Raw genomic sequence first — 22,207 nt, 5'->3', positions numbered from 1 at the left:
CGGCTGCGCTCACCAGAAGCGGTCGGGTTCCCTCTCGGGCAACGGGTCCGATCCCCAGCGGTCGGATTCGTCCTTCGCCGCCCCGGCCGCGGCATCCGCCCCGCGCAGCGCGATGTCGGCATCGAATGCCGCCGATCGCACCGCATCGACCTTGACGGCCGTCCGCGGGCCGTCGGCCGTCGATGTCACGGTCGTCGTCAGGACCCGGCCCTGCCAGACCGACAGCTCCGCGGACGGTTCCTCGGCACGCTGGTAGCGCACTCCCGTCTCGAGGTCCGTGATCGCGACGACCATGCTCGTCCCGCCGACGAGGTCCAGCTGTTCGGCGACCTCGACGCGGTGACCGACCGGGATGGGCGCAGAGGCCGCCAGCACGAGGGTTCTGTCCATGAGACCACTCTAGGAACTTCGCCTGTGGAGCGCACTCGGAATCGGCGTCAGACCGAATCCTCTCGTCGTTCCTCGTCCGGCACGTCGATCGACTGCTCGAACACGTCCGCGACGTCGGCCTGGGTGCTCGCGGCATCCGGAGTCCGATCGCCGAACGGCTGCTCCACGTCGTCCGGATCGTCCAGGAGTTCGCGTTCCTGCTCCCAGCGATCCGGTCCAGGCGTCTCCTGGTCGATCGGATCCTCATTCCGCTCATGCATCGCAGGCTCCTTCCGTGCGTTCGCTCCCATGGAAGTCCAGGATGCCTCTGCGCGGGGAGATCCGCGAGGGGGTAGCGCGCTGGTGCTCGACGAGCGATCAAAGGGAGACGAGCGCACCCTGGACGCGGTCGTCGACGTCCCCTGAGTCGATGACGGCGACACTGCGCGAGCAGCGCGCCACACGCGAACCACTGGCCGTCCTGCGCTGGCCGGCTGCCTGAACCTCAGCCCAACAGATCGGCCGTCGCGGCCAGCCAGATGTCTGCGACGATGCGGTGGCCGTGCGGCGTCGGATGGATGCCGTCTCCGGCGATGTCCTCCGGACTGCTCTCCTGCGCGTGCGCGATGAGGGGAGCATCCAGCGCGACGAAGGTCGCGCCGAACTCGTCGGCCAGACGGCGCTCGATCTCGATCTTCGGATCGAGATCCTCGCGGAATCGCAGCTTGTCCGTCACCGGCAGCAGGAAGGGCTCGAGAACGACGATGGCGGCATCCGTGCGCTCACGGATGGCCTCGAGGATGATGCGCAGGTTGGATTCGAACTGCTCAGCGCTGGTGGCGTCGTCATCGTCGTATCGACGCCACACGTCATTGATCCCGATCAGGATGCTGACGACATCCGGGCGCTCGTCGATGCAGTCCGCATCGAGGCGGGCGATCAGGTCACCCGTCCGGTTCCCGCCGATCCCGCGGTTGACGACGCGCAGATCCGGATGGGACTCGCTGAGACGGCCGGCGATCACGCTGACGTACCCGTCACCGAGCTGGGCAGGGTCATCTCTCCGTCCGGCATCGGTGATGCTGTCGCCGAAGAAGAGGATGGTGCGGGCGCGAGCGTCGCTGCTCATTTGTGGGTGATCCGTCCTGGTCGGGATGTCGCGGGCTCGATCGAGCCGCGGCCATCCTATCGATCGGCCGCGCAGCTCTGCGCGATCGTTCAGCTTGGCTCGCCTACCGTGGGAGCCATGACGTCGAGCGCCGAGAATCTCAACGCCATCGCCGCCTGGGCGGTCTCCCTGATGGAGGCGCTGGGTGGACCGGGAGCCGGTCTCGCGATCGCCCTGGAGAACCTGTTCCCTCCCCTGCCGAGCGAGGTCATCCTGCCGTTGGCAGGGTTCACCGCGCACCAGGGTTCACTGAGTCTGGTCTCGGTGCTGATCTGGACGACCATCGGATCGATCATCGGCGCGCTGGCGCTGTACGGCCTCGGCGCATGGCTCGGCCGACGACGACTGCTCGCGATCGCCGAGCGGATGCCGTTGATCAAGATCGAGGACGTCGAACGTGCTGAGGCCTGGTTCCTGCGGCACGGCTCCAAAGCCGTGTTCTTCGGCAGGATGATCCCCATCTTCCGCAGCCTGATCTCGATCCCGGCGGGCGTTGAGCGGATGCCGCTCTTGCGCTTCACCCTGTTGACCACCGCTGGCAGCGCGATATGGAACACCATCTTCGTCATGGCCGGTTACATGCTCGGCGCGAACTGGCACATCGTCGAGGAGTACGCCGGGATCTTCCAGAAGCTCGTCATCGCCGCTGTCGTGATCGCGGTCGTCGGATGGATCGTGATGCGCGTGCGGCAGATCCGCCGCGACCGCGCTGCGGTCCGACGCGACGATGAACCGCAAGCGAGCGTCGCTGCCGCCGACCGGGCAGAATGAGGGCATGGTCCTTCTGACCGCGGTGCTCGGCGACATCACCGAGCAGAACGTCGACGCGATCGTCAATGCGGCCAGCACCGCTATGCGCGGCGGCGGCGGCGTGGACGGCGCCATCCATCGCGCCGGCGGGCCGAAGATTCTCGCCGACTGCATCCGTCGCTTTCCTGACGGACTGAGCACGGGAGATGCCGGCTGGACGACGGCGGGCGATCTGCCTGCGCGCTGGGTGATCCACACCGCAGGGCCGGACCGCAGAGCCGGCCAGACCGATCGGAGCCTGCTGGAGTCGTGCTACCGACGCGCACTCGCCGTGGCCGACGAACTCGGCGCGCGTACGGCGGCGTTCCCGCTCATCAGCGCCGGGATCTTCGGCTGGCCGCGACAGGATGCCGTCGCTACCGCGGTCCACACGATCCGCACCGCGTCGACGCACGTGACCGAAGCACGCCTGGTCGCCTTCGACCACGATGCGCACGCGCTGATCGAGCAGGAACTGGCCTCGGCGGCCTGGCCTGGATCATCGGCGTGAGGGCGCTCGCCCTGACGGCACGCACCGGGCACCTGTACTTCGCCGTGCAGGCCGCCGCCGGGGCGGCGTGGTGGCTGGGCGTCTGGCTGAATCCCGTTGTGCGGTCGGAGACCCTCGGGACTCTCGCCCCCCTTGTCGTGGCGATGCTCGACATCCCCCTGTTCGTGATCGCTTCGGCTCTTGTCGCGCGCGGGCTGCGATGGGCCGTGTGGATCGTCGTGCCGTGGACGAGTCTGGTCGCGGCGTGCATGGCGGGGTACGCCACGCTGACCGGCACCGCGGGTTGGGGAGCGCTTCTCATGCTCGCGGCCGCCGCAGGCAGCGTCGTGGCGGGCGTCCTCGTCCTGTGCGGCCGCCTGCCGAGCGAGCGGATGATCGTGGGACCTTTCGCGTTCCGTGCAGCGGCGGAGGCAGGCTCGCACGTGACGCGCACGGTCGGGCAGCTGTCCCTGTTCTGGGGTGTCTTCCTGGTCGTCCTCCCCGCACTGATCGTCGCGGTGGAGCAGCGCTGGGGACTCATGGCTCCGGCAATGCCCGCGATCAGGATCGCCGGCGGCATTCTCCTGGTGGTCGCGAGCGCGCTGGGGATCTGGTCCGCGCTGACCATGGCGACCCGCGGCGCGGGCACGCCGCTTCCTTCCGCGATGCCCCGGCGCCTGGTCGTCACGGGGCCTTACCGCTGGGTGCGCAATCCCATGGCGGTCGCCGGGGTCGCCCAGGGCGTCGCGGTCGGCATGCTGCTCGGATCCTGGCTCGTCGTCCTCTATGCGCTCAGCGGATCGCTGGTGTGGAACACACTCATCCGACCGCACGAGGAGGCGGACCTCGAACGTCGTTTCGGTCCGGAATACAACCACTACCGATCCCGGGTGCGGTGCTGGATGCCGGGGAGACCGTTCACGGAGCGGTCTAGTCCGGACCGTCGATGACTTCGTCCACGAGCGCGATGCCACCGGAGGTGTTCGCCGAGTTCATCAGCGACTGAATCCACTGCTGGTTCAGCTCCGGCGGATCGGGCTCGTCGAAGATGAACTGCAATGGGATCGATGGATGCAACCAGATCGTCGACCGACCGCGCGGCTGGTTCGCAGGGTGCTGCCAGGACAGGGTGAAGCCTTCCTGGCGGCGGAGCTTCGTCGTCAGCACGACCTTCAGATGCGCGAGGGTCCGGTCGTCCAGGACGATCGGGCGGTCCTCACTGTCGTAGATGAGTTGGCCCATGTCCGAACGCTACGCCTCGAAGCACGCCAGATCCAGCATGATCCACTGGATGTTCGATACACGGATTGTCCTGGTGCGCCGCCACGCTGTCAACGGGGGCGACGTAGCGTCGTGTGCGAATGACACTCGAGTCATCGACGATTGGAGAAGACCATGTCCGACCCCCAAGCACTGCCGGATGACGAGCGACGGGTCAATGCCGATGGTACCGACCCTGATTTCCCCACGACGGAGGCCCGGCCTGATCCCGACGACACTTCACCGGCGGAAGAGGACACCGACGAGGACACGATAGACGTCGAAGAACTGCCGTAGGGCGGCACCACGGGCGACGTCGCTCCGGCGACCGGCGTTCAGTCGTTCGGCGTATCGAGAACCTCGTCGATCAGGGCGATTCCCCCTGTCGAGTTCGCCGAGTGCATGAGCGCCTCGACCCACTTCGCGTTCAGCTCTGGGGGCTCCGGCTCCTCGAAGGTGAACCGCAACGGGATCGACGGGTGGATCCAGACCGTGGAGCGTCCGACGGGGTCGCCGTCAGGGTGCCGCCAGGACAGCGTGAAGGATTCCTGCCTGCGCAATTTCGTCGCGATGACGATCTTGAGGTGCGCAAGGGCGCGGTCGTCAATGTGAATGGCATCGTCGGACGCGCCATAGTGAAGTGTGCCCATGGGGTGAACGTACCTCATTTCCTGAGGTTCGAAGAGTCGGTCTTTCTGCCGAGCGAGACGAGCTCTGACTCACCGGCGAGTATCCTGTTTCGCGAACGTCCGCGCGAGTAGTTTGTGAGCGTGTCGACGGAACCGAGGAACGAGCGGGATCCAGCGTCTCCTGCCGCGCTGGACGCGACCCTCGGAGACATCGACTGGACGATCCCGCCGACCGGATCGGTGTTGTCGTGGTTCTCTGCCCCCAGCGGTGAGCTGGCGGTCGTCTCTCTGGGCGACCCCGCGCAGCCGCGGGTCGTCCTCGTGCCCGGCGCGACGGGCTCCAAAGAGGATTTCGCACTGATGCTGCCGATCATCGCTCGCGCCGGTTACTTCGTGCAGTCCTTCGACCTGGCGGGTCAGTACCAGTCGCACGGGGCCGGTGAAGGATCGGCGTACACGTACCAGCTCTTCATCGACGATCTGATCGCCTTCCTCGAGGCAGGCGGTCCCGCACATCTCCTCGGCTACTCCTTCGCCGGGACGATCGCTCAGCTCGTGGCTGTTCGGCGCCCTGACCTCCTGCTGTCGCTGGCCCTGCTGACCACGCCACCGAGCTCGGGCAATGTGTTCTCACGCATGCGGCTGCTGGGCCCGATCGCTCCGATGGCGAGTGCGCGGCGCGGCGCCGCCCTCATGATCTGGGGCATCGTGACCAACAGGAATCGCGTTCCGCCGCGACGTCTCGAGTTCGTGCGGTCTCGGTTCGCGCTCACCAGTCGACGCAGTGTCGAGGAGATCGTCGGACTGATGATGGCTTCTCCCGATCTGCGCAGCCGCGTGCGGGAGCTGTCGGTGCCCAAGCTCGTCGCCGCCGGATCACGCGATCTGTGGCCGCTGTCGGCGCACGAGCAGTTCGCGCGCGACATCGGTGCGGAGTTCCGTGTCTATCCGACCGGGCACAGCCCCAGCGAGACCACGCCGCACCAGCTCAGCGCGGCCCTGCTCGATCTCTACACGAGATCTCGCCGCTGAGTCACCGGCCGGCCGACGAGGCGGCGCGTGCTCGGCGACGCGCCTGGCGCCGCCGATGCGGGGTCTCGTGCGGCAGGTGGAGACGGACGGTGGGCAGCACCCAGCTCAATCGACGCCGGAGCGAGCTCCAGTTCTCGAAGGGGCGCGCTGATACGTCGACGACGAGACCGCGATCGCGCAGCACGGTCATGTCGGGGCGCACATGGAAGGCGAGGTCGAAATCGTCGTGGATGTTGGGTTCATCGCGGTGGACCTCTTCGCTCAGCATCCGCCACGCTCGAGCGCGCATCGCCATGTTCGAGCCGAACAGGGGTGCATGGCCGAGGAACGGCGTGAGCACCGCGTACATGCCGCCGATGTAAAGGTGCCTGCCCATCCAGTGCACCAGTGGTGTCGCGCCGTAGAAGCGCGGGTCGCCCGTGAGGAAGTCGAGGTCGGGGCGGCTCTGGAATGCCCCCTCGATCCGTTCGATCCACTCAGGACCCGGTCGGGAATCGGCATCCAGCCGGGCGATGATGTCGCCCGTCGCCGCGTCGTATCCGGCCGATGCCGCCTGCGGAATGCCGGGGACGGGCTCCGTGACGACCCTGGCGCCATATCGTTCGGCCACTGCCGCCGTGTCGTCGGTGCTGCCGTTGTCGACCACGACGATCTCATCCGGTCTGCGAGCCTGCTCGTCCAGGGCACAAAGGCACACCTCCAGCATGCGCGCGTCGTTCCGCACCGGGATGACCACGGAGACGGAGAGGAGGTCGGTCGTCATCGTCCTCCTATTGTGCGCGTCCGGCCGCCGGGACGGGAGAGCCCGCCGCGCGCGTGCCGCGCGTATCGCTCGTCAGCACGATCGCCACGCCCGCGCCGCACAGGGCGAACCCCAGGAGCGTCACGATCGTGAGCGGCTCGCCGAGCAGGAGCGCTCCCGCGGCCGCGGTCGTCGGAGCAACGAGGAACAGCAGCGCATTCAGCGCCGTGATGCCGATTCGGCGCAGCAGCCACCAGTACAATCCGTATGCCGTGAGCGTGGGAAACGCGGCGGCGAAGCCGGCCGCGGCCCAGAACGCCGTGGATGCCGGGGGCGCAAGCACGCCGAAGCCTGCAGCGACCACCACCAGTGCCAGTGCGGTCGCGGTCACGTGGATGGTCAGAGTGACGAGTGTCCCGGTCCTGGACGCAGAGCGGCGCTGGAGGAACGTGCCGATGATCAGGCACGCCATCGCGAGGGCCGGCCAGAGGTAGGCGGCGGGATGCGCGGTGGAGTCTTCGAGCTGGGAGCGCACGACCAGCAGAACCCCGACCGCCCCGACGAGGAGCCCGATCCACTGCGCCCCGCGGACTCGCAGACCCAGAAGCGGGCCGACCAGCATCGCGACGACGAGAGGTTGCACGGCATCGATCAGTGCCGTGGTGCCGGTGGCGACGCCTTCCGCGACCGCCGCGTACACCGCAGTGCAGTAGCCGAACTGCGCGCAGAGTCCGATGAGTGCTTGGCGGCGCACGTCCGCACGGGCGACCTCGCGGGCAGCGCCCGTGGTGAGCACGACGACGAGCAGGACCACCGCGAGCGGTACGAACCGCCACACGAGCAGCGTCAATGGCGAGACGTCTTCCGTGGCGATCGCCGGAACGAGGAACCCGGAACTCCAGCTCACGACGAAGGCTATGGCGGCCGTCACAGTTGTCGCCACACGAAGTACACCGATCTGTTTACTCATGATTTCGACTATACAGATTGGTATAGTTAAGTCTATGGTCGCCACCATCCCCGAACTCGCCCCACTCACGCCGGGCGCCGCCCGCGTACTCGACGCCGCCTCGCGGCTCTTCTACGAGCGCGGCATCCACGCGGTCGGCGTCGACACCATCGCCGAGACCGCCGGCGTCACGAAGAAGACTCTCTACGACCGATTCGGCTCGAAAGAGGCGCTCGTCGTCTCGTATCTTCAGCACCGGGATTCCCGCTGGCGCGCGCACGTCGCCGAACACCTCGCCGCGGCACCCACCCCTGGACCAGATCGAGTCCTCGCGGTGTTCGACGCGGCCATCAGCTGGTCGGACGAGAACAGCCCGAAAGGATGCAGCGCGATCAATGCCCGCGCCGAGATCGGCGACGGGCACGACGGACATCCGGTGTTCCCTGAGGTCTCCCGCCAGAAGAAGTGGCTGTTCGAACTGTTCGACGAGTTGTGCCGCGAGGCCGGCGTCGCCGATGCGGAGTCGACGGCACAGGCGATGATGCTGCTCTACGAGGGCGCGATCGTCACCGTGGGCATGGAGACCTTCCCGCAGCCGTTCGAGGCGGCGCGGCGACTGGCGAAGGGGATGCTCGAGCACGAGATCGACTGACGACCACGGCGACCGACTTCGACTCTTGACACGTCCTCAAGGCCTCGCTACCTTAATGCTCATACGTAGAAGCAATGCGAATTCTTCAACGCCCGGCCGATCATACGTATGAGCATTCACGGAAGATCGGCGGGCACATCCAGTCAAGGGAGACAGGAATGTCCAGAATGTCACGCACCGTCGCCGTGCTCACGGCGCTCGCGCTCGCCACAGGATTGAGCGCGTGCTCGCCCGGGACAGCAGCCTCGAGCGCTCGTACCGACACGATCGTCTACGGCAAGTCGGACGGCGGCACCACGTACGTGCGCAACTACAACGTGCTCGGGCCGGCCACCGAGAAGGCCCCGAACTCCGAGCTCATCTACGAGCCCCTCGCCCGTGTCGACTACAGCGACGGCGCCCTGGTGAAGCCGTGGCTCGCGGAATCGCTCGGCTTCGACGAAGCCGGAACGACGCTCACCATCACCCTGCGCGATGACGTGACGTTCTCGGACGGCGACGCCTTCGACGCCGACGATGCGGCGTACTCGCTGTCGCTCCCGCTCGAGAACCCCGCACTCAACCTCGCCGGAGTCACCTACACTTCGGTCGAGAAGGTCGACGACCTCACCGTCGCGGTCACCTTCGATTCCCCCTCCTTCGCCGCCCTCAACCAGTTCGCGTCGAGCTCGCTGCCGATGGTGCCGAAGCACATCTGGGAAGAGCAGGACCTCACGACCTGGACGAATCCCGACCCCATCGGCACCGGGCCGTTCACGCTCGATGCCTTCGCCGCGCAGCAGGTCACACTCAAGGCGCGCGACGGGTACTGGGGAGGCGAGATGCCCATGACCTACTTCAAGATCCTCGCCACCAACGGCGAGACCGTGAAGGCGCAGCTGCTTCGCGGGGACGTCGACTGGGCCCCAACCGGATGGCCGGGGGCCGAGGAGGAGTTCGTGGCGAAGAACCCGGAGACGAACCTCTATCAGCTCTATGCCACCGGCGGTGCGTACTCGATGATGTTCAACACGGCGCAGGCCCCGTTCGACGACGCGAATCTGCGGAAAGCGCTCGCGTTGTCGATCCCGCGCTCCGACATCACCGCGACCCTCAACCGCCCCGGCACCGAGGCAGGACCGACCGGTCTTGTGGACGAGATCTACGAGGAGTGGATCGCCCCGGAATACCGCGGGGTCGTACAGGAGGTCGATGAGGATGCTGCGAAGGCCGCGCTCGCCGCGAGCGGCTACGAGGTGGTGGACGGCGCTCTTGTGAAGGACGGGCAGACCTTTACGCCGCGCCTCTCCTTCAATCAGGACTTCGGCTGGAACGCCTACGCGGACATCATGATCAACAGCTGGCAGAAGGTGCTCGGCATCTCCGTGGCGCCGGCCGGCGCTCCTGGGGCGACGCTCTATGACCAACAGAAGACGGGAGAGTTCGATCTCACGATCGCGACGACCGGCGGTGCGGGCGTGTACGGCGTCTACAGCTTCCTCGACAGCCGCTATGCGGAACCGATCGGCACGTCCGCCGCGACGAACATCGGCCGCTGGAACGATCCGGAGACCGACGAGATCCTCACGGGCATGACCCAGGCCTCCGACGTGGAGACGATGAAGTCGCTCGCGCTCGATATGCAGAGGATCGTCGTGGACGAGGTTCCGTTCACGCCCCTCTACAACTCCTACTGGTTCGTCGATGTGAACGCGTCGAACTGGACCGGTTGGCCGACACCCGAGGACTTCACCGCCGTGCCGTTCCCGAGCCTCGGTCCGGACACGGTCCTGACGCTGCTCTCGCTCGAGCCCGCATCATGACGAGCACCGCCAGCGCGGTCTCGGCGGCCGCGGCCGACACCGCGCCCGCCGAGGCCCCGCTCGCGCCGAGGAAGCGCAAGCGCGGACGGTTCCTGTTCCGCCGCCTCGGCTTCTATCTCGTGGCCGCGTGGTCGGCGATCACGCTCAACTTCATCATCCCGCGCCTGATGCCCGGCGACCCGTCGGCCGCGATCATCGATCAGCTCGAGCGGGTGAGCGGGCAGTCGCTGCCTCCGGACACGCTCGTCTCGATCCAGGGTCTCTTCGGCAACCCGGACGACAACCTGTTCGAGCAGTACGTGGCGTACCTCGGCCAGCTGGCGCGCTTCGACCTGGGCGTGTCCATCGTGAACTTCCCGGTGCCCGTCGCCGATCTCGTGGCGGCGGGCCTCCCCTGGACGCTGCTGCTGGTCGGCACCACCACGGTCGCGGCCTTCGTCCTCGGAACAGCCCTCGGCGTCGCTGCAGGATGGCGCGCCGGCACCCGCTTCGACGCGATCGTCACACCGCTCACGACCTTCCTCTCGTCCGTCCCGTACTTCTGGGTGGCGCTGCTCGCCCTCTGGGCGTTCGGCTTCGTCCTCGGTTGGTTCCCGCTCGCGGGCGGCTACGACCCCAACATCCCGATCTCGTTCGACCCTGCATTCATCGCGAGCGTCCTGCAGTACGGCGCGCTGCCCGCAGCCACGATCGTGTTCTCCGCCTTCGGCGGCTGGATGCTCGGCATGCGCAACATGACGGTCACGACGGTCGGAGAGGACTACGTCCTCCTCGCCCAGGCGAAGGGCCTCTCCCCCGCCAGGGTGCGGTGGCGCTACGCCGCCCGCAACGCGATGCTGCCCCAGTTCACGGGTTTCGCGATGGCGCTGGGCGGTGTGGTCGGCGGAGCCCTGCTCACGGAGATCGTGTTCAGCTATCCCGGCATCGGGTATCTCCTCTTCTCGGCGCTGCAGAAGCGCGACTACCCGGTCATGCAGGGTGTCTTCCTGCTCGTCACCTTCACGGTGCTCGTCGCGAACCTCATCGCCGACTCCGTGTACGTCTGGCTCGATCCCCGCGTCCGAGAGGAGAGCTGAGACGTGAAATACAACATCTTCGGCAACGGCAAGGTCGCCTTCGGGGTGGGCCTGCTCTCGTTCTTCGTGCTCCTCGCCGTGTTCGGACCGTGGTTCACCGGCTCCGTCCTGGGTCTCGATGCGCGTGCCAACGACATCACGGCGATCGCCGCTCCGCCGAGTGCCGAGCACCCGCTCGGCACCACCCAGTTCGGTCAGGACGTGCTCGCCCAGGTGATCGAGGGTGCACGGGGTTCGATGTTCGTCGGATTCCTCGGTGCGACCATCGGCACGACCATCGCGGTGCTGATCGGCGTCCCCGCAGGGTACTTCGGCGGCGCCACGGGGAATTTCCTGAACTTCCTGACCAATCTGTTCCTCGTGATGCCCGTGCTGCCGCTCATCTTCGTCCTCGCCGGCTACCTGCAGGGAACGGGACTCGTCATGATCGCGTTCATCATCGGCGTGTTCGGCTGGGCCGGGGGCGCTCGCACCCTGCGCGCCCAGGCCATGAGCGTGAGCAACCGCGACTTCGTGCAGGCCATGCGCATGCTCGGCGAATCCGACCGCCGTCTCATCTTCACCGAGGTGATGCCCCACCTCTACGGCTGGATCGCGTCCATGTTCCTCGGCGGGCTGATCGGGGCGGTCATGGCCGAGGCGGGGCTCGCCTTCCTCGGAGTCTCCGACTCGTCCGCGATCAGCTGGGGGACGATGATCCAGGCCGCCCAGCAGCAGAGCGCCGTGCTCCGCGGCCTGTGGTGGTGGTTCGTCCCGCCTGGGCTGTGCATCGCACTCGTCGGCACGGCAGCGGCCCTCATCAACTTCGGAGTGGATGAGCTCGCGAACCCGAAGCTCCGCTCGGCATCCCGCCGCGTGGCGAAGCGCACGGCCGCCGTGCAGCGCGCCGCCCTCGTCCCGGAAGGGGTCTGACATGACGTTCACCCAGGCGATGCGCGACGGCGGCACAGCCGTCACGACGGCATCCGACATCGTGCTCGACGTCGACAGGCTCTCGGTGGAGTACGCGAGCGCCGGGGCACCGGTCCGCGCCTGCACCGACGTGACCTTCCAGCTGCGCCGCGGGGAGATCCTCGGTGTCGTCGGCGAGTCGGGTTCGGGGAAATCCACCCTCATCACGGCACTGACGCGGCTGCAGCGACCGCCGGCGGTCACCACGAGTGGTCGCATCGTGTTCCATCCGCAATCCGGCAGGCCTGGTATCGACCTCGTGCAGCTCAAGCCGCGCGCGCTGCGGTCGCTGCGATGGACGAGTCTCTCGATCGTGCTGCAGAGCGCGATGGACGCACTCAATCCGGTGATGCGCGTTGGCGAGCAGTTCGTCGATGTCCTCCGCGTCCACGACCGCTCGATGAGCCGCGCGGCCGCATGGGCCGAGTCCAGGCGCCTGCTCGGCCTGGTCGGCATCTCCGCGGATCGCGCCAGGAGCTATCCGCACGAGCTCTCCGGCGGCATGCGCCAGCGCGCGACGATCGCGCTCGCTCTGGCATGCCGACCGGAGCTCGTGGTCATGGACGAGCCGACGACCGCTGTCGACGTCGTCATGCAGCGGCAGATCCTCGCGCAGGTGCTGCGGCTTCGTCGCGAGTTCGACTTCGCGGTGGTGTTCGTGACCCACGATCTCTCGCTGCTGCTCGAACTCGCCGATCGCATCGCGGTGATGTATGCCGGACGGATCGTCGAACTGGCCTCGGCACAGGACCTCTACCGGACGCCGATGCACCCGTACACGCAGGGCCTGCGCGATTCGTTCCCCCCGTTGCACGCTCCGCTCGAGCGGCTCGAAGGAATCCCCGGAACGCCACCCGATCTCAGGGCCCTCCCCTCGGGGTGTCCCTTCGCACCGCGCTGCCCGGCGGTGATGGAGCGATGCCACGAGCACCTCCCCCTTCTGACCCCGCGCGGCGACCGCTCGGTCGCCTGCCATCTCCACGATGAGGAGCTCGTCCGATGAACGAACCGGTGCTCGAAGCCGTCGACGTGGCGAAGCACTTCGCCGTCGCGAACTCCGTCGGCGACTCATCCGTCGTGCGCGCCGTGGAGGGCGCCAGCATCCGACTCGAACCTGGCCGCATCACCGCCGTCGTCGGGGAGAGCGGAAGCGGGAAGACGACGCTCGCGCGCCTCCTGGCCCGCTTCTACGAGCCGACCTCCGGGCAGATCCGACTCGACGGCGTGACCGTCGCCGGAGACGGCATCCGCAGGTCGACGGTGCCGAAGTCGTACCGGAAGGCGGTGCAGCTCATCTTCCAGGACCCCTTCGGGTCCCTCAACCCGCTCCACCGGGTGCGTCACAACCTCGAACGAGCGGTGCGTCTGCATCACGGTCGCCTCGGCCGGACGGAGGTCGATCGCCGCCTGGCGAGCCTCCTCGAGCGCGTGAGCCTCACGCCGGCGAGCGACTACCTCGACAAGTTCCCGCACGAGCTCTCCGGTGGCCAGCGCCAGAGGGTCGTCATCGCCAGGGCACTCGCGGTCGAACCGCGCGTGCTGCTCGGCGATGAGCCCATTTCGATGCTCGACGTGTCCATCCGGCTCGAGATGCTCAATCTGCTCGACAAGCTGCGACGCGAGGACGGCCTCGCGCTCCTGTACATCACGCACGACATCGCGAGTGCGCGCTATCTGTGCGACGACATCGTCGTGATGTACGCGGGCCAGATGGTGGAGGCTGGTCCGAAGGATGCCGTCATCTCCGATCCGCAGCATCCGTACACGAAGCTGCTCGTCGAGTCGTCACCGGATCCGCACCGGACCACGGCCACGGATCGCGACGACATCTTCGGCGCCGCCGACGAGCTCGGCGAGCCGCCGAGTCTCATCGACCCGCCGCCGGGATGCCGGTTCCATCCGCGATGCCCCTTCGCGATGGAGAAGTGCCGCACGACTCCCCCTCCCCGCGCGCAGCTCGCCGACGGCCGATGGGCCGACTGCTGGCTGCACGACGAGGGACGAGCCGATGAACTCGCCCACGCCACGATGACGGAACGCATCACACGAAAACTGACGGAGGAACCCCGATGACCAGCACCAACGGACGCCAGCGCGCGGCCAGGCAATCGGATGTCGCGGCGCTCGCCGGGGTCTCCCAGTCGGCAGTGTCCCGCGTGATCAGCGGAGACGCGGATTCGCGGATCCCCGAGGAGACGCGCCGTCGCGTGCTCGATGCCATCGCGACGCTCGGCTACGTGCCGAACCCGATCGCGCGGAACCTCCGCGGAAAGCGCACGCAGCTGCTCGGCGTGCACACGTTCGAGGCGCTGTTCCCCAACGCCCGCGAGAGCTTCTACTTCGAGTTCCTCCTCGGCATCGAGGAGCGCGCGGAGGAGACTCGTCACGACCTCGTGCTGTTCAGCTCGACGGGCGACGGCGGCGGTGCGCGGAAGATCTACCGCGACGAGACCAACCGGCTCACGATCGCCGACGGCAGCGTGCTGCTCGGCATGTCTCCCGATCGCGACGAGCTCGCGCGGCTCTGGCACGAGGGCTACCCCTTCGTCCACATCGGCCGGCGCGAGGTGCTCGGCGCCCCGTTTCCGTGCATCATCCCGGATTATCGGCGAGCATCCGCCGAGATCGTCCGTCGGCTGCACGACCACGGGCACCGGTCCTTCGCCTTCATCCGCGAGTCGATCGAGGGCGAGCCGTATGAGGACCGTCGCGACGGCTACCGGACCGCGGTGACCGAGCTCGGCATCCGTGATGTCTCCCCCGGGTTCCTCTATGACGAGAGCGGGCTCTCCGATGCCGTCATCGAGGGCTTCGTCGACGGCACCGTGACCGCTGCCGTGGTGGAGAGCGAACGGATCGCGGAGACGCTCCGCGGGCAGCTGGTCGCTCGCGGACTGTCGATTCCGGACGATGTGTCCGTCGCCGTCCTCGAGGACACCTCCGGTGCCGGTGTGCGCTGGGACGACCTGCGCATCCCGCGCAAGGAGATCGGACGGATCGCGGTCGAGCGGCTCATCGAGATGGTCGACGATCCGGATGCCCCGCGGGAGAGCGTGCTCGTCGCATGCACGGTGATGCCGGGCGAGACGATCACCGCGCCGCGCGGCACGGTGTCGACCGCTGCCGCGCCCTCGACGGCGGAGGGAGACGAACGATGACCTCGGCCGTTCCCGACCTCCTCGTCGTCGGCGGCGGCATCGGCGGCGTCGCCGCCGCTCTCGCCGCCGTCCGCCTTGGACGGCGCGTGATCCTGACGGAGGAGACCGACTGGCTCGGCGGCCAACTGACGAGTCAGGCCGTGCCTCCGGACGAGAATGCGTGGATCGACGAACCCTCCACGAGCCCCGGCTACGCCGAGTTCCGCCGCCGCGTCCGCGACTACTACCGGCGGAACTATCCGCTCACGTCCGCGGCCGCGGCGGCCCCCATCCTCAACCCCGGACTCGGCGTCGTGAGCCGGCTATGCCATGAGCCGCGCGTCGCCCTCGCGGTGATCGAGGAGATGCTGGCGCCCTGGGTCGCATCCGGCCGGCTCGAGGTGCTTCTGCGATATCGTCCTGTCGCGGTCGAAATGGACGGAGACCACGTGCGATCGGTGACCGTCCGTCGCGCCGACGGCACCGAGCGCGAGCTCTCCGCCCCGATCGTCGTCGACGCGACGGAACTCGGCGATCTGCTGGCGCTCGGCGACGTGGAGCACGTGATCGGCGCGGAGGGTCGCGACGACACCGGGGAGCTGCACGCCCCTGAGACGGCGAACCCGCTCGATCAACAGGCGATCTCCTGGTGCTTCGCGCTCGAACATCGCCCCGGAGAGGACCACGTGGGCGATCGCCCGGCGCGCTACGAGCACTGGCGCACGCACGTGTCGCCGTTCTGGCCCGGTCCGCAGCTGTCCTGGACCGACGTGGATCCGATCAGCCTGCGGGTGCACACGCGCCCGCTCTTCCACCTGCGCCCGACCCCCGACATGCCGTTCGATCTCTGGCGCTTCCGTCGGATCCTCGCTGCGGAGAACTTCCGCGAGGGCACGATCGACTCGGATGTCACCATCGTCAACTGGCCGCAGATCGACTACTGGGAGGCACCGATCCTCGGCGTCGACGAGGATGCCGCCGCGCGCGCTCTCGCGGCCAGCCGTGAGCTCTCGGCATCCTTTCTCTACTGGATGCAGACCGAGGCACCCCGAGAGGACGGCGGAGCCGGCTACCGAGGGCTGCGCCTGCGCGGTGATGTGACGGGCACCGACGACGGCTTCGCCAAGGCACCATACATCCGCGAAGCGCGCCGAGCGATCACGGAGTTCCGCGTGCTCGAACAGCACGTGGGCGTCGAGGCGCGCGGCCCTGGAGCCGGCAGCGAGATCTTCGCCGACAGCGTCGGGATCGGTCACTACCGCATCGACCTGCACCCGAGCACGTCGGGGCGCACGTACGTCGACATCGAGGCGTACCCGTTCCAGATTCCGCTCGGCGCACTCCTGCCGGTGAGGGTGGACAATCTGCTGCCTGCGGCGAAGAACATCGGCTCGACGCACATCACGAACGGCTGCTACCGGCTGCATCCGGTGGAGTGGGCTATCGGCGAGGCCGTGGGGGCGCTCGCGTCGTTCGCGCTCGAGCGCGGCTGCCCGCCGCGTGCCGTGCGCGCGGATGCCCACCTGCGTGACGACTACCGGCGGCTCCTCTCCGACCGTCTCGGCGTGACGCTGCAGTGGTCGGAGGAGGTGCGCACGCACCACTGGAAGCCGGATCCGGTGGATGCCCAGGACGTCCCGGTCCGCTGAGACCGGGGCTCGTGCGCCGCAACGAGGCGGCGGACGGATGAGAGGGAGAACAATGTTCAGACCACATCGATCTCGCCGGGTCGCGTTCGCGCTGACCGGCCTCGTCGCGACGGTGCTCGCGCTCGCGGCGGTGCCGGCGACGGCCACGGCAGCCCCCATCGGGAGTGCTCCGGCTCTCCAGGTGGACGGCAACTGGATCCGCGACGCGAACGGCAACGGCGTCACGCTCCAGGGGGTCTCCGTCCTCGCACCAGAGCAGAACGACGTGTGCGAGTACTGCAATTCCCGCCCCACGTCTGAGCTCATCGACCTGGCGGCGGATGCCGGGGCCGGCTGGAACTCCGACGTGGTGCGTCTACCCGTCACCGAGATCAGCTCCACGACGGATCTCGCCGCGTACGATGCGCAGTACATCGCGCCGTACGTCCAGCAGGCCGTCGATCTCGGCATCTACATCATCATCGACCTGCACCTCGTGCGGGATTACGGTGACGCGGCGGGTGCGGTCCCGCAATCGATGGTCAAGCGGTTCTGGGATTACATCGCGCCGATCTACGGCGGCACGTCGAACGTCATCTTCGAGGTGTTCAACGAACCCATCAACCCGGCCGACTGGAACACGTGGAAGAACTACATCCAGCCCGTCGTGGATTCCCTCCGGACGGCCGCTCCCGACACGCTGCTCCTGATGGGCTCGCCGCAGTGGAGCACCATGCTCAACGGCGCGACCACGAACCCCGTCGAGGACGACAACCTCGCGTACGTCTATCACATCTACCCCAACCAGGGCTCGCCGACCGCGGCGCTGCTCGACGCGAAGTTCGGAAATGCCGCCGATCAGGTCCCTGTCGTGATCACCGAGTTCGGCTGGAACCCCGAAGGCGAGTTCTCCGACGCCGTCACGCGCGGCACGACGTCCAACTGGGGCGTTCCGTTCCGCGAGTACGTGGACGCGCATCCGTGGATCGGATGGCAGGCGTGGATCCTCGACAACTTCTGGAAGCCGCAGATGTTCGACTACGACTGGAACCTGATGGGCGGCGAGTATCAGGGTCAGTTCATCAAGTCCTGGCTCGCCGGCGAACCGAACGTGTCGCCGTGCCAGACGCACGTCGCCGTCGGCGCGGACGTGCAGGTGTCCTCGGTCTACCAGACCTTCACGGGCGACAACCTCACCGACGGCGACTGCACCAATGCCGGCCGCTGGATCTCGGCGATCGGCGACACGACACCGACGGCGACCGTGACGCTCGCGGTGGCCCAGGATGTCTCGTCCGTCGGCGTCTACAGCGGCTACAGCGGCGGGACGGGAGTCGTGCTCGTGGACTTCACGATCGAGGTCCACACCTCCGCTGGTTGGCAGCAAGTGGCCGCGGTCACGAGCAATACGCAGGCGGCTCGGGATGTTCCGGTCGGCGTGAGCGGAGTCGATCAGATCCGCCTCGTGGTCACGAACCCCTCGGCCTCGACGACGGAGGCGAAGATCGCGCGCGTCTACGAACTGGCCGTGCGCGACTGACACACGTAGACAATGGGGCCCGGGGACTCCTGCGAGTCTCCGGGTCCTCTCGGTCCGGCCCGGCCCGGCATGAAGATGCCGGATCCTTCACGTGGTGCGGCGGGCGCGCCGTTTCTGACCCTCGGGGTTTCTCGCAGACGCGCCGCGGCGCCCGTCGCTTCAGCCCGGATTCAGGATCGAGCGGCCACACTGGAAGAATGCGGATCCTGGTGGTGGACGACGAGGTGCGCCTGGCCGAGGGCGTGCGCCGCGGCCTCGAGGCCGAGGGGTTCGCCGTCGATGTCGCACACAACGGCGTCGACGGACTCTGGCGGGCGCGGGAGACGCGCTACGACGCGATCGTGCTCGATCTGATGATGCCGGGCATGAGCGGGTGGAAGGTGTGCGAAGCGCTGCGCGCCGAGGAGAACTGGACGCCGGTGCTGATGCTCACCGCGAAGGACGGCGAGTGGGATCAGGTCGAGGCCCTCGAGACGGGGGCCGACGACTACGTCACGAAACCGTTCTCGTTCGCGATCCTGGTGGCCCGATTGCGCGCGCTGGTCCGGCGGGGCGCCGTCGCCCGTCCGGCGATTCTGGAAGCGGGTGATCTGCGGCTCGACCCCGCCGCGCATCGCGTCTGGCGCGGTGAGAGCGCCGTCACCCTCACCGCCCGGGAGTTCTCCGTCCTGGAGTATCTGATGCGTCATCGCGGTCAGGTGCTGTCGAAGCGCGCCCTCATCGACGGCATCTGGGACGACGACTTCGACGGCGATCCCAACATCGTCGAGGTCTACGTCGGGCACCTGCGCCGCAAGCTCGACAAGCCGTTCGGCCGTGGAGCGATCGAGACCATCCGCGGTGCGGGCTACCGGCTGGCGGCGGACGGTGGCTGACCGCGGCTGGCGCTCGGTGCGAGGCAGGACGACGTTCGGAGCAACGGTCGTCGTCGCGGTCGCCTTGCTCGTCGGAGCCTTCACGTTCTACGGCGTCCTCAGCACCAGCATCCATGGCAGCACGGAACGCGCGGCCGAGCAGCGCCTCGAAGAGCTCGCGGAACGCCTCGACGGCCCTGGCGGCGGAGACGCGATCAACGCGGTCGACGATGAGATCGTTCAGCTCATCGGCCCGGACGGGTCCGTCCGCGCCGCCAGCGAGGAAGCCCGCGAAGCGCTGGGATCGACCCCCCTCCCTCTCTCCGACGACGCGCAGACGCTGTTCGTCGACGAGGAGCAGATGCTCGTCGTCTCGGAAGATCTCGAGGGCGACCAGACTCTCGTGGCCGCCGTCTCGATGGAGGACGACGCGGAGACCCTGGCGACGGTCTCGATCCTGCTGGCCATCGCCGTCCCGCTGCTCCTGCTCCTCGTCGCGGTGACGACCTGGCTCGTCGTCGGCCGTGCGCTCCGCCCGGTCGAGCGGATCCGTGAGCGCGTCGATGACATCACCGCTGATCGCCTCCATCAGCGCGTGCCGGTGCCCGACACAGCCGACGAGATCGCATCGCTCGCGATCACGATGAACGGCATGCTCGATCGGCTGGATGCCGCCGCCACCGCGCAGCGGCGGTTCGTGTCCGACGCGTCGCACGAACTGCGCTCCCCGCTCGCGACCATCCGTCAGCACGCGGAGCTCGCGCAGGCCCATCCCGAGGTGACGAGCATCGACGAGCTGGCAGAGATCGTGTCTGAGGAGGGGCTGCGTCTGCAGGGCATCGTCGAATCCCTGCTGCTGCTCGCCCGACTCGACGAGGGCGCTGGCACGCACGACGAGGCGATGGACCTCGACGACGTCGCGCTCGGCGAAGTGCGGCGGTTGCGCGCCGCAGGGCTCGAGGTCGACGGCTCCGGCATCCACGCCGCGCGGGTGCACGGCGACCCGCGACTGCTGGGTCAGCTGGTGCGCAACCTCGCCGACAACGCCGCCCGCCACAGTCGTGGCCGCGTCGCGATCGGCGTGGCCCCTTCGGATCGGTATGTGTTCGTCACGGTCGAGGACGACGGCTCCGGCGTCCCCGCAGACGAGCGCGAGCGGATCTTCGAACGCTTCGTCCGACTCGACGAGGCGCGCAGCCGTGACGCCGGAGGCAGCGGTCTCGGCCTGGCGATCGCGCGAGGCATCGCAGCGTCCGCCCACGGCACGCTGGTGGTCGATGACTCTCGCTGGGGCGGCGCACGGTTCGTGCTCACGCTCCCCCTCCGCGACTGATCGGGCCTGGATCGTCGTTTCCTGAAGAAGCCTTCAGGACGCTTCAGGGAGGCTTCAGCACCCCTGCGACACCATCGAGACATGGACGACAAGACCCCCACCCCCGACAACACGCCTCACCAGACCCCGGATTCCGCACCAGGCGCTCCGGCGGGTCCCGTGACACCGGCGCCCGGCGAGGCACCGTATTCGGCGGCCCCCGCAGCGACTCCCGCTCCCGGCGAGGCGAAGCGCGGACGAAAGCGAGCGCTCCTCATCGGCGGCGGTATCGCGGCAGCCGTGCTGCTCGCCGGCGGCGGCATCGCGGTCGGCGCGGCGATCGGAGACGAGTTCGGCGATGACGACAGTTCATCAGCGTCCGACGGTTCGCGCCACGACGACATGACCCGCGACGACACGGACCACGATGACCGGGACCACGGTGACAGCGACGACGAGCATGATGACCGGAGTGCGTCCTCGACCCGCGGCGGCCCGGTCACCGGCATCGGCACGGCGTCGGCGGACGAGCTGATCGAGATCGCGGATGCCGCGCGCGACGCCGCCGAGGGCGATGTCACATCGATCGACGCGAAACGCGACGGCACCTGGGAGGTGCAGTTGACGAACGCCGCGGGCGATGAGACCGAGGTCCGCGTCGACGAGGGACTCACGGCATCGGTCATCTCGACCGACCCGGGTGACGGCGACGACACCGCCGCCGGCCTGAGCCTGGACGACGAGACGATCCGCGCACTGGTCAGCGCCGCACTCGCCGAAGCCGACGGGATGATCACCGACCTCGACGTCGACGGCGATGATGTGAGCCCGTACGACGCCTCGGTCCTCACGTCGGACAACCGCTCGATCGACATCGATTTCGGCGCGGACTTCGTCGTCGTCGGTACGGACATCGACGACTGAGTGGGACGTCTCTCGCCAGTGAGGGTGTCCCGGAATCCCAGCGTCAGCGACGCGCGGAGCCTCCTGCGTCACGTGGCTCCGCTGAAAGAGCTCGGGAACGACAAAGGGACCAGCCTTCGGCCGGTCCCTTTGTCGTTCTGTCGGGCTGACAGGATTTGAACCTGCGACCCCTTGACCCCCAGTCAAGTGCGCTACCAAGCTGCGCCACAGCCCGTCGCCTCCGCTCTCGCGCAGGCAACTCCACTATCTTAGCCGCACGATCTCGCGTTCGCGAACCGACATCCCTTGCCCGTGTCGGAGGTCAGGCGTACGTTGCCCTCATGCCCGCAATCACCACCGAACCCGCCACGGCCGAACGCTGGGACGATGTGCAGCACGCCCTCTCCGGAGGAGGCGACGGACGCAGCTGCCAGTGCGCCTGGTTCACGCTCACCAATGCCGAATTCAACCGGACCACCGTCGATGAACGCCGCGACCTGCTGCAGGGCGAAGTCGAGGCCTCCCCTCCCCCGGGGCTCGTCGCCTACGTCGACGGTGAAGCCGCCGGCTGGGTCCGCGTCGGCCCGCGCACCGTCCAGCGACGCATCGCCCGCACCCGCGCGATCGTCACCAGCACGCCCGAGCCCCTCGACGACGAATCGGTCTGGGCGATCACCTGCTTCGTCGTGCGCAAGGAGCACCGTGGCCTCGGCTTGAACGCCGAGCTGCTCCGAGCGGCCGTCGACCTCGCCCGCGGAGCCGGCGCACGGGTGATCGAGGCATACCCGATTGACACGTCGAACGGACGGAGCCACCCGAATCGTCTCTACCATGGGGCTCTGTCGACCTTCCTCGCGGCCGGGTTCACCGCGTCGGCGGAAGCCAGACCCGGCCATCCCCTCGTCGCTCTCGAACTCTGAAGAC

25 protein-coding genes and 1 tRNA gene are annotated in these 22,207 nt (G+C 68.0%); 18 read left to right on the top strand and 8 right to left on the bottom strand.

Annotated elements, in window-relative coordinates; all coding sequences use genetic code 11:
• Nucleotides 1–9 precede the first annotated feature (9 nt).
• The 3 genes from AC3ANJ_RS07315 to AC3ANJ_RS07305 all read right to left on the bottom strand — a co-directional run bounded on the left by AC3ANJ_RS07315 (nt 10) and on the right by AC3ANJ_RS07305 (nt 1,498).
• Nucleotides 10–390, bottom strand: coding sequence for a hypothetical protein (locus tag AC3ANJ_RS07315; RefSeq protein ID WP_406245678.1), 381 nt, complete (start codon nt 388–390; stop codon nt 10–12).
• 47 nt (nt 391–437) lie between these two features.
• Nucleotides 438–650 carry a hypothetical protein gene (locus AC3ANJ_RS07310; protein ID WP_488318900.1) on the bottom strand — a complete coding sequence of 71 codons (213 nt, stop codon included), beginning with the start codon at nt 648–650 and terminating at the stop codon, nt 438–440.
• Between the two features lie 224 nt (nt 651–874).
• Complete coding sequence (locus AC3ANJ_RS07305) at nt 875–1,498, bottom strand: SGNH/GDSL hydrolase family protein (RefSeq protein WP_488318899.1); 624 nt, start codon at nt 1,496–1,498, stop codon at nt 875–877.
• Nucleotides 1,499–1,615: 117 nt separating this feature from the next.
• Between AC3ANJ_RS07305 and AC3ANJ_RS07300 the strand changes: the two genes are divergently transcribed.
• Genes AC3ANJ_RS07300 through AC3ANJ_RS07290 form a run of 3 tightly spaced genes read left to right on the top strand, consistent with a single transcriptional unit; the run spans nt 1,616 to nt 3,766 of the window.
• Complete coding sequence (locus AC3ANJ_RS07300; protein WP_488318898.1) at nt 1,616–2,308, top strand: DedA family protein; 693 nt, start codon at nt 1,616–1,618, stop codon at nt 2,306–2,308.
• Nucleotides 2,309–2,312: 4 nt separating this feature from the next.
• The gene (locus AC3ANJ_RS07295) at nt 2,313–2,837 is read left to right on the top strand and encodes an O-acetyl-ADP-ribose deacetylase (protein WP_488318897.1); all 525 of its coding nucleotides are present in this window, start codon (nt 2,313–2,315) and stop codon (nt 2,835–2,837) included.
• On the top strand, nt 2,834–3,766 hold the full coding sequence (locus AC3ANJ_RS07290) for a methyltransferase family protein (protein WP_488318896.1): 933 nt from the start codon (nt 2,834–2,836) through the stop codon (nt 3,764–3,766). Before AC3ANJ_RS07295 ends, AC3ANJ_RS07290 begins: the two co-directional genes overlap by 4 nt.
• On the opposite strand, the gene AC3ANJ_RS07285 is transcribed toward AC3ANJ_RS07290, so the two are convergent.
• Complete coding sequence (locus AC3ANJ_RS07285; RefSeq protein ID WP_488318895.1) at nt 3,747–4,058, bottom strand: DUF7882 family protein; 312 nt, start codon at nt 4,056–4,058, stop codon at nt 3,747–3,749. The genes AC3ANJ_RS07290 and AC3ANJ_RS07285 overlap by 20 nt on opposite strands.
• 153 nt (nt 4,059–4,211) lie before the next feature.
• Here AC3ANJ_RS07285 and AC3ANJ_RS07280 point away from each other — a divergent pair, with 153 nt between their 5' ends.
• Nucleotides 4,212–4,373: a hypothetical protein gene (locus AC3ANJ_RS07280; protein ID WP_488318894.1), complete on the top strand. Its 162-nt coding sequence runs from the start codon at nt 4,212–4,214 to the stop codon at nt 4,371–4,373.
• A 38-nt stretch (nt 4,374–4,411) separates the two neighbouring features.
• On the opposite strand, the gene AC3ANJ_RS07275 is transcribed toward AC3ANJ_RS07280, so the two are convergent.
• Nucleotides 4,412–4,726 (bottom strand): DUF7882 family protein, encoded by a 315-nt coding sequence (locus AC3ANJ_RS07275; protein WP_488318893.1) that lies wholly within the window; start codon nt 4,724–4,726, stop codon nt 4,412–4,414.
• 114 nt (nt 4,727–4,840) lie between these two features.
• Here AC3ANJ_RS07275 and AC3ANJ_RS07270 point away from each other — a divergent pair, with 114 nt between their 5' ends.
• Nucleotides 4,841–5,737, top strand: a complete 897-nt coding sequence (locus AC3ANJ_RS07270; protein ID WP_488318892.1) for an alpha/beta fold hydrolase — start codon at nt 4,841–4,843, stop codon at nt 5,735–5,737.
• A 1-nt stretch (nt 5,738) separates the two neighbouring features.
• On the opposite strand, the gene AC3ANJ_RS07265 is transcribed toward AC3ANJ_RS07270, so the two are convergent.
• Nucleotides 5,739–6,500, bottom strand: coding sequence for a glycosyltransferase family 2 protein (locus tag AC3ANJ_RS07265; RefSeq protein ID WP_488318891.1), 762 nt, complete (start codon nt 6,498–6,500; stop codon nt 5,739–5,741).
• Between the two features lie 7 nt (nt 6,501–6,507).
• Nucleotides 6,508–7,386, bottom strand: a complete 879-nt coding sequence (locus AC3ANJ_RS07260; protein WP_488318890.1) for a DMT family transporter — start codon at nt 7,384–7,386, stop codon at nt 6,508–6,510.
• 97 nt (nt 7,387–7,483) lie between these two features.
• Between AC3ANJ_RS07260 and AC3ANJ_RS07255 the strand changes: the two genes are divergently transcribed.
• The 12 genes from AC3ANJ_RS07255 to AC3ANJ_RS07200 all read left to right on the top strand — a co-directional run bounded on the left by AC3ANJ_RS07255 (nt 7,484) and on the right by AC3ANJ_RS07200 (nt 21,304).
• The gene (locus AC3ANJ_RS07255; protein ID WP_488318889.1) at nt 7,484–8,080 is read left to right on the top strand and encodes a TetR/AcrR family transcriptional regulator; all 597 of its coding nucleotides are present in this window, start codon (nt 7,484–7,486) and stop codon (nt 8,078–8,080) included.
• A 158-nt stretch (nt 8,081–8,238) separates the two neighbouring features.
• On the top strand, nt 8,239–9,882 hold the full coding sequence (locus AC3ANJ_RS07250; protein ID WP_488318888.1) for an ABC transporter substrate-binding protein: 1,644 nt from the start codon (nt 8,239–8,241) through the stop codon (nt 9,880–9,882).
• Nucleotides 9,879–10,958, top strand: a complete 1,080-nt coding sequence (locus AC3ANJ_RS07245) for an ABC transporter permease (protein ID WP_488318887.1) — start codon at nt 9,879–9,881, stop codon at nt 10,956–10,958. Before AC3ANJ_RS07250 ends, AC3ANJ_RS07245 begins: the two co-directional genes overlap by 4 nt.
• 3 nt (nt 10,959–10,961) lie before the next feature.
• Entirely contained in the window at nt 10,962–11,870 is a 909-nt protein-coding gene (locus tag AC3ANJ_RS07240) for an ABC transporter permease (RefSeq protein ID WP_488318886.1), read from the top strand.
• Between the two features lies 1 nt (nt 11,871).
• Nucleotides 11,872–12,912, top strand: coding sequence for an ABC transporter ATP-binding protein (locus tag AC3ANJ_RS07235; RefSeq protein ID WP_488318885.1), 1,041 nt, complete (start codon nt 11,872–11,874; stop codon nt 12,910–12,912).
• Entirely contained in the window at nt 12,909–13,982 is a 1,074-nt protein-coding gene (locus AC3ANJ_RS07230; RefSeq protein ID WP_406245698.1) for an ABC transporter ATP-binding protein, read from the top strand. Before AC3ANJ_RS07235 ends, AC3ANJ_RS07230 begins: the two co-directional genes overlap by 4 nt.
• A complete protein-coding gene (locus tag AC3ANJ_RS07225) occupies nt 13,979–15,067 on the top strand; it encodes a LacI family DNA-binding transcriptional regulator (RefSeq protein ID WP_488318884.1) in 1,089 nt (362 codons plus the stop codon). The genes AC3ANJ_RS07230 and AC3ANJ_RS07225 overlap by 4 nt, the downstream gene beginning before the upstream one ends.
• A complete protein-coding gene (locus tag AC3ANJ_RS07220) occupies nt 15,064–16,695 on the top strand; it encodes an FAD-dependent oxidoreductase (RefSeq protein ID WP_488318883.1) in 1,632 nt (543 codons plus the stop codon). The genes AC3ANJ_RS07225 and AC3ANJ_RS07220 overlap by 4 nt, the downstream gene beginning before the upstream one ends.
• Before the next feature lie 52 nt (nt 16,696–16,747).
• Nucleotides 16,748–18,214, top strand: a complete 1,467-nt coding sequence (locus AC3ANJ_RS07215; protein WP_488318882.1) for a glycoside hydrolase family 5 protein — start codon at nt 16,748–16,750, stop codon at nt 18,212–18,214.
• 197 nt (nt 18,215–18,411) lie between these two features.
• On the top strand, nt 18,412–19,089 hold the full coding sequence (locus AC3ANJ_RS07210; protein ID WP_488318881.1) for a response regulator transcription factor: 678 nt from the start codon (nt 18,412–18,414) through the stop codon (nt 19,087–19,089).
• On the top strand, nt 19,082–20,401 hold the full coding sequence (locus tag AC3ANJ_RS07205) for a sensor histidine kinase (protein WP_488318880.1): 1,320 nt from the start codon (nt 19,082–19,084) through the stop codon (nt 20,399–20,401). The genes AC3ANJ_RS07210 and AC3ANJ_RS07205 overlap by 8 nt, the downstream gene beginning before the upstream one ends.
• Before the next feature lie 81 nt (nt 20,402–20,482).
• Nucleotides 20,483–21,304 carry a hypothetical protein gene (locus tag AC3ANJ_RS07200; protein WP_488318879.1) on the top strand — a complete coding sequence of 274 codons (822 nt, stop codon included), beginning with the start codon at nt 20,483–20,485 and terminating at the stop codon, nt 21,302–21,304.
• A 140-nt stretch (nt 21,305–21,444) separates the two neighbouring features.
• On the opposite strand, the gene AC3ANJ_RS07195 is transcribed toward AC3ANJ_RS07200, so the two are convergent.
• Nucleotides 21,445–21,518 (bottom strand) — tRNA-Pro (locus AC3ANJ_RS07195).
• A gap of 106 nt (nt 21,519–21,624) precedes the next feature.
• Here AC3ANJ_RS07195 and AC3ANJ_RS07190 point away from each other — a divergent pair.
• Complete coding sequence (locus AC3ANJ_RS07190; protein WP_488318878.1) at nt 21,625–22,203, top strand: GNAT family N-acetyltransferase; 579 nt, start codon at nt 21,625–21,627, stop codon at nt 22,201–22,203.
• Nucleotides 22,204–22,207 lie beyond the last annotated feature (4 nt).

This window comes from Microbacterium sp. STRO-1N (genome assembly GCF_057748015.1).
The sequence above is the reverse complement of the archived record's forward strand: the minus strand, read 5'-3'. Positions and strand labels throughout refer to the sequence as shown.

Excerpts from the sequence above, each read along its gene's own strand:
- AC3ANJ_RS07305 (WP_488318899.1), bottom strand. The coding sequence starts at position 1,498 with ATGAGCAGCGACGCTCGCGCCCGCACCATCCTCTTCTTCGGCGACAGC.
- AC3ANJ_RS07275 (WP_488318893.1), bottom strand. The coding sequence starts at position 4,726 with ATGGGCACACTTCACTATGGCGCGTCCGACGATGCCATTCACATTGAC.
- AC3ANJ_RS07315 (WP_406245678.1), bottom strand. The coding sequence starts at position 390 with ATGGACAGAACCCTCGTGCTGGCGGCCTCTGCGCCCATCCCGGTCGGT.
- AC3ANJ_RS07215 (WP_488318882.1), top strand. The coding sequence starts at position 16,748 with ATGTTCAGACCACATCGATCTCGCCGGGTCGCGTTCGCGCTGACCGGC.
- AC3ANJ_RS07220 (WP_488318883.1), top strand. The coding sequence starts at position 15,064 with ATGACCTCGGCCGTTCCCGACCTCCTCGTCGTCGGCGGCGGCATCGGC.
- AC3ANJ_RS07280 (WP_488318894.1), top strand. The coding sequence starts at position 4,212 with ATGTCCGACCCCCAAGCACTGCCGGATGACGAGCGACGGGTCAATGCC.
- AC3ANJ_RS07300 (WP_488318898.1), top strand. The coding sequence starts at position 1,616 with ATGACGTCGAGCGCCGAGAATCTCAACGCCATCGCCGCCTGGGCGGTC.
- AC3ANJ_RS07310 (WP_488318900.1), bottom strand. The coding sequence starts at position 650 with ATGCATGAGCGGAATGAGGATCCGATCGACCAGGAGACGCCTGGACCG.
- AC3ANJ_RS07235 (WP_488318885.1), top strand. The coding sequence starts at position 11,872 with ATGACGTTCACCCAGGCGATGCGCGACGGCGGCACAGCCGTCACGACG.
- AC3ANJ_RS07210 (WP_488318881.1), top strand. The coding sequence starts at position 18,412 with ATGCGGATCCTGGTGGTGGACGACGAGGTGCGCCTGGCCGAGGGCGTG.
- AC3ANJ_RS07250 (WP_488318888.1), top strand. The coding sequence starts at position 8,239 with ATGTCCAGAATGTCACGCACCGTCGCCGTGCTCACGGCGCTCGCGCTC.
- AC3ANJ_RS07200 (WP_488318879.1), top strand. The coding sequence starts at position 20,483 with ATGGACGACAAGACCCCCACCCCCGACAACACGCCTCACCAGACCCCG.
- AC3ANJ_RS07225 (WP_488318884.1), top strand. The coding sequence starts at position 13,979 with ATGACCAGCACCAACGGACGCCAGCGCGCGGCCAGGCAATCGGATGTC.
- AC3ANJ_RS07285 (WP_488318895.1), bottom strand. The coding sequence starts at position 4,058 with ATGGGCCAACTCATCTACGACAGTGAGGACCGCCCGATCGTCCTGGAC.
- AC3ANJ_RS07255 (WP_488318889.1), top strand. The coding sequence starts at position 7,484 with ATGGTCGCCACCATCCCCGAACTCGCCCCACTCACGCCGGGCGCCGCC.
- AC3ANJ_RS07245 (WP_488318887.1), top strand. The coding sequence starts at position 9,879 with ATGACGAGCACCGCCAGCGCGGTCTCGGCGGCCGCGGCCGACACCGCG.
- AC3ANJ_RS07190 (WP_488318878.1), top strand. The coding sequence starts at position 21,625 with ATGCCCGCAATCACCACCGAACCCGCCACGGCCGAACGCTGGGACGAT.
- AC3ANJ_RS07230 (WP_406245698.1), top strand. The coding sequence starts at position 12,909 with ATGAACGAACCGGTGCTCGAAGCCGTCGACGTGGCGAAGCACTTCGCC.
- AC3ANJ_RS07295 (WP_488318897.1), top strand. The coding sequence starts at position 2,313 with ATGGTCCTTCTGACCGCGGTGCTCGGCGACATCACCGAGCAGAACGTC.
- AC3ANJ_RS07265 (WP_488318891.1), bottom strand. The coding sequence starts at position 6,500 with ATGACGACCGACCTCCTCTCCGTCTCCGTGGTCATCCCGGTGCGGAAC.